The sequence below is a fragment of the Stenotrophomonas sp. 05N37 genome (assembly GCF_056397365.1).
In genome coordinates this window covers 1-478 of record NZ_JBFTNG010000020.1, presented here as the reverse complement: position 1 = coordinate 478, position 478 = coordinate 1, and the positions used below count along the sequence as shown (strand labels likewise).

The 478-nt window shown below is 59.2% G+C and carries 3 tRNA genes; all 3 read left to right on the top strand.

The features are described 5' to 3' along the window. The first annotated feature begins 29 nt into the window (after nt 1–29). The 3 genes from AC1DGC_RS20155 (at nt 30) to AC1DGC_RS20145 (ending at nt 434) form a co-directional block, all read left to right on the top strand. Nucleotides 30–105 (top strand) — tRNA-Glu (locus AC1DGC_RS20155). 129 nt (nt 106–234) lie between these two features. After that, nucleotides 235–310 (top strand) — tRNA-Ala (locus AC1DGC_RS20150). Between the two features lie 48 nt (nt 311–358). Then, nucleotides 359–434, top strand: a tRNA-Glu gene (locus AC1DGC_RS20145). Nucleotides 435–478: the final 44 nt, after the last annotated feature.

The window sequence follows — 478 nt, the reverse complement described above, 5'->3', positions numbered from 1 at the left end:
TCCGATAGAAGACAAATTCGGTTTAACGCGTCCCCATCGTCTAGAGGCCTAGGACATCACCCTTTCACGGTGGCGACCGGGGTTCGAATCCCCGTGGGGACGCCAGCTTCAAACAAACAGCCCTGACTTCGGTCGGGGCTTTTTGTTTGTACGCACCCGCCAGGGGTCGGTCGCAGAAAAAGCTTCCCATCCTGCAAAAGCGCCGCTATGATAGGCGGCTCGCAGCATCAACGTGGGGCCATAGCTCAGCTGGGAGAGCGCCTGCATGGCATGCAGGAGGTCGGCGGTTCGATCCCGCCTGGCTCCACCACTTCTCCGGACACAGGCCGTCCGATGGAAGACAAATTCGGTTTAACGCGTCCCCATCGTCTAGAGGCCTAGGACATCACCCTTTCACGGTGGCGACCGGGGTTCGAATCCCCGTGGGGACGCCAGCTTCAAACAAACAGCCCTGACTTCGGTCGGGGCTTTTTGTTTG